5 protein-coding genes are annotated in these 3,998 nt (G+C 70.9%); 1 reads left to right on the top strand and 4 read right to left on the bottom strand.

Annotated features, from left to right (window positions below; translation table 11 throughout):
• Both FE633_RS46690 and kbpA read right to left on the bottom strand, forming a co-directional pair.
• The coding region (locus tag FE633_RS46690) for a serine/threonine-protein kinase (RefSeq protein WP_138051229.1) at positions 1-999 on the bottom strand (999 nt) is incomplete at its 3' end.
• Between the two features lie 222 nt (positions 1,000-1,221).
• Positions 1,222-1,998, bottom strand: a complete 777-nt coding sequence (gene kbpA / locus FE633_RS46685; RefSeq protein WP_138051228.1) for an AfsK-binding protein KbpA — start codon at positions 1,996-1,998, stop codon at positions 1,222-1,224.
• Between the two features lie 136 nt (positions 1,999-2,134).
• Here kbpA and FE633_RS46680 point away from each other — a divergent pair, with 136 nt between their 5' ends.
• Positions 2,135-2,782 carry a TetR family transcriptional regulator gene (locus tag FE633_RS46680; protein WP_119104641.1) on the top strand — a complete coding sequence of 216 codons (648 nt, stop codon included), beginning with the start codon at positions 2,135-2,137 and terminating at the stop codon, positions 2,780-2,782.
• 252 nt (positions 2,783-3,034) lie between these two features.
• Here FE633_RS46680 and FE633_RS46675 read toward each other — a convergent pair whose 3' ends face one another.
• Positions 3,035-3,508 carry a nitroreductase/quinone reductase family protein gene (locus FE633_RS46675; RefSeq protein ID WP_138051227.1) on the bottom strand — a complete coding sequence of 158 codons (474 nt, stop codon included), beginning with the start codon at positions 3,506-3,508 and terminating at the stop codon, positions 3,035-3,037.
• Positions 3,508-3,998, bottom strand: a 491-nt coding sequence (locus FE633_RS46670; RefSeq protein WP_138051226.1) for an acyl-CoA dehydrogenase family protein, incomplete at its 5' end; no start/stop codon positions are given. The genes FE633_RS46675 and FE633_RS46670, both read right to left, overlap by 1 nt.

The following is a 3,998-nucleotide window of genomic DNA, read 5'->3' as shown; positions in this document are numbered from 1 at the left end:
CGCGACGGGTACGGGCGGTTCCTGCGGTGGCGGGGGCGGCACCGCGGGCATGCCCGGCCCGCCGCCGCGGCTGTTCGACGGGGTCGACGGCTTGGCGGGCGGACGGCCGCCGCGGCGCGCCTCGATCAGGCTGACGGCCCGCTCGGGCAGCCACGCGGACGCCGTACCACTGTCGTCGGAGCCGGAGCCGAAGAGGTGCGGGGCCAGCTGGGCCTGGAGGTCGGCGGGGTTGGGGCGGGCCGTGGCCTCCATCTGCATGCAGGACTCGATCAGCGACCGCAGCTCGTCGGGGAGTCCTTCGAGGTCCGGGCCCTCTCGGAGCAGCATGAAGACCGTCTCCACCGGGTTCGCGCCGTGGAAGGGTGCGTGGCCGGTGGCGGCGAACACGAGCATCGAGCCGAGCGAGAAGACATCGCTCGCCCCGGTCACGCTGCGTGAGTCCTTGGCCTGCTCGGGCGACATGTACGCGGGAGTGCCCACGGCGACGTTGGTCATCGTCAGCCGGGTGTTCGAGACGCCGGACGCGATGCCGAAGTCGATCACGCGCGGCCCGTCCTCGACGACCAGAACGTTCGACGGCTTCAGGTCGCGGTGCACGAGTCCGGCGCCGTGGATGGACTGGAGCGCCTCCGCGACGCCCGCCGCCAGCCAGCGCACCGCCTGGGCGGGGAGCGGCCCGCACTCGGTCACTATCTCTTCGAGGGAGGGGGCGGGGACGTACGCGGTGGCCAGCCACGGCACGGCCGCGCGCGGGTCGGCGTCGACCACGGCCGCCGTGTAGAAGCCGGACACGGCTCGCGCCGCCTCGACCTCACGGGTGAAGCGGACCCGGAACAACTGGTCCTCGGCGAGTTCCGTCCTGACCGTCTTGATCGCCACACGCCGGCCCGAAGCCGAGCGCGCGAGATAGACCAGCCCCATGCCGCCGGCACCCAGCCGTCCCAGCACCTCGAACGGCCCGATCCGCCGCGGATCGTGCTGCGTCAGCTGATCCACCACTTGCCTGCCACCTCCCCGTACGCGGCTGCGTTCCAGCCACTGCGCAGCGTCTCACCACCGAACCGCTCCGGCGGCACGCACCCCGATTCTTCCTGGCCCGGCGACTGGTTGCGAACCAGGGGCCGGATCTGGATGTCTCAGGGCGTCCTGGGACAAATACGTCGCGTCCTCCGCCCGGCACTCACCCCTTCTCGGGGTTTTTCCGTGCATTTCAGTGCCTGGTCAACGCTGAAGAACAGCGAAAGACGCCCCTTGATTGTCGGTGACGACCGCCACGACCCCGTACGAAGTGTCGAAAGGAGCCACCTGAATTCGGCCGCCCAGTCCGATCACCGTACCGAGTACGGTTTCACAGTCCTCCACCGCGAAGTGGACGAGGAAGTGGGGCGGCATCTCGGCGGCGAAGACGTCCCGGACCGCACTCCGGCCGAAGTCCTCCGTACCGGCGTCGCCGGCCGCCGCGTCGGGGGTGCCGGCACCCTCCTCACCGAAACCCCCGAGAGCCCCGAGAGGCACGTCCTCATAGAAGGGGGCGACGGCCTCCGGGTCCCGCGAGTACAGCTCGGCCCGGCAGAAGGTGCCCGGTTCGTACCGCCGTTCGAAGCCCGCGTGCTCGGCGCCCTCCCAGAGCCCGAAGACGGCGCCCTCGGGGTCGGCGGCGAGCGCCATCGTGCCGTACGGGCCCACGGGCACCGGCGTCGTGATCACCTGACCGCCCGCCTCCCGGATCCGGCGCACCATCCCTGCGGCGTCGCGGGTCGCGAAGTGCACCGTCCAGACGGTGGGCATCCGCCCGTCCCGCTTGGGCACGAGCGCGGCGACGGCCAGACCCTCGCTGTACGCCCATGTGGAGGTGGCGTGCGCCGCCTCGAAGGTCCATCCGAAGAGCTCCCCGTAGAAGCGCTTGCCCGCCTCCACGTCGGAGAGCTGGGCTTCGAGCCAGCAGGGGACTCCCTCCGCGAAACCGGCGGATGCGGCAGATGCCGTGGAATCGGCCATATGGCCAAGTTAATGGTCACCCCCACATCCCGCAGAGTGGGCGCACCCGAGTGGTGTGAGGGTGGCCGAGAAGCGGTCGCACCCCATTTGCAGTCGGCCGAATCGCGCTCCGATCACCCCTCGGTAAGCTGACGGCATGACAGGACAAGTGCGTACCGTCGACGGCCGTGTGGCCGGACGGCGTGGGCAGGCGACTCGGCAGAAGCTGCTCGACTGCCTCAGCGAGATGCTCAGCTCGTCGCCCTATCGGGACGTCAAAGTCATTGACGTCGCGCGGAAGGCGGGCACGTCACCGGCGACCTTCTACCAGTACTTCCCGGACGTCGAGGGCGCCGTCCTGGAGATCGCCGAGCAAATGGCCAAGGAGGGCGCCGGGTTGACCGAGTTGCTCGAAGGGCGCTCCTGGGCCGGCAAGGCGGGCTGGCAGACCGCGCAGGAACTCGTCGACGGGTTCCTCGAGTTCTGGCGCAAAAACGATGCCATCCTGCGGGTCGTCGACCTGGGCGCCGCGGAGGGGGACAAACGGTTCTACAAGATCCGGATGAAGATCTTGAACTCCGTGAACAACTCCCTCACGGACACCGTCAAGGAGCTCCAGAGCAAGGGCCGGATCGACAAGGACGTGAGTCCGGCGGCGATGGCGGGTTCGCTCGTCGCGATGCTCGCGGCGGTCGCCTCGCACCAGAAGGGGTTCCAGTCCTGGGGTGTGAAGCAGGCCGAACTCAAGCCGAATCTGGCGCTGTTGGTGCATATGGGCGTGACCGGCAAGAAGCCGACGAAGTAACGCGCCCGGGTGCCCGACCGGGTGCCCAGGTGGTGCGGATGCGGTACCCCCCACGAACTCCCCACGCTCTCCGGGCCGAATTCCTGTCACCCAGGCGGCAGTTCACGCAGGTGGGCTGCCGCCTGGTCGCGTCCGTGTCAGCGCGCTCAGTGACCCACCCTCCTTGGCTGCGCCCTGTGGCGGCGTCCCGTCGCGGCCGCGCGCTGCTGGGTCCCGGGGGTCCCGTTGCGGGGTCCCGTTGCGGCGTCCCGCTCAGCGGCGGACGATCCTGAAGAGACGGATCTCCCGGCTGACCCGTGCCTGGTACGTCGCGTACGGCGGCCAGAAGCCCAGCACCACCTGCCACACCGCCGCCCGCTCCTCCCCCTCCAGCAGCCGGGCCCGGACGGGAATGTCCGCCCCATTCCAGTTGATCTCGGCGTCCGGGTGGGCGAGCAGGTTCCCGGTCCACGCCGGATGATCCGTACGCCCGAAGTTGGAGCCGATGAGTATCCAGCTCTCACCGCCCTCCTCCGGCATGCAGGCCAGCGGTGTACGCCGGGACAGCCCGCTCCTGGCTCCGCGCGCCGTGAGTACGACGCCGGGCAGCATCTGGGCGCTGAGCAGGACTTTCCCGCGGGTCAGCCGGTGTACGGCACGGTCCATCGCGGGGACGAGGTGCGGTGCGATCCGGGCGAAGGCGCGGGTCGAGGACACCTTCTGCACGAGGCGGACTCCTGGGGGCATCAGACCGTCACCTCCCCTCCGTCGAACAGACGTGCGGCGTCGGCCGCGTACGCCCGGAGCCGGTGCACGGGCCCGAAGAGCAGCTCGTCGCCGACCGCCCGCTGGAAGTACCGATGCGCCTCATTCTCCCAGGTGGACCCGGTCCCGCCGGGCAGCTGCACCCCCTCGGCCGCGACCGTGCGCAGCGCCTCCAGCGCCTGGGCGAGCGCGAGCCCACCGAGATGCTCACGGCTCTCGGTAGTCACCCAGGCCGCGTAGTGGGCGGCCGAGCGGGCCGCCCGCACCTGTACGTACAGGTCGGCCAGCCGGTGCTTCACCGCCGGGAACGCCCCGACCGCCCGCTCGACCCGCTCGGCCCGCTCACGCTGCCTGACATGGGCGACGATCCGCTCCAGTACGTGGCCGGCGGCCCCGACGGCCTCCGTGGCGAGCACGGCGGCGGCCGCGTCCCCCACGGCGGCCAGCGCGCCCGCCGCGTCGGCGGGCTCGG

This window comes from Streptomyces montanus, assembly GCF_005786655.1.
Taxonomy (GTDB): domain Bacteria; phylum Actinomycetota; class Actinomycetes; order Streptomycetales; family Streptomycetaceae; genus Streptomyces; species Streptomyces sporangiiformans.
The sequence above is the reverse complement of the archived record's forward strand: the minus strand, read 5'-3'. Positions and strand labels throughout refer to the sequence as shown.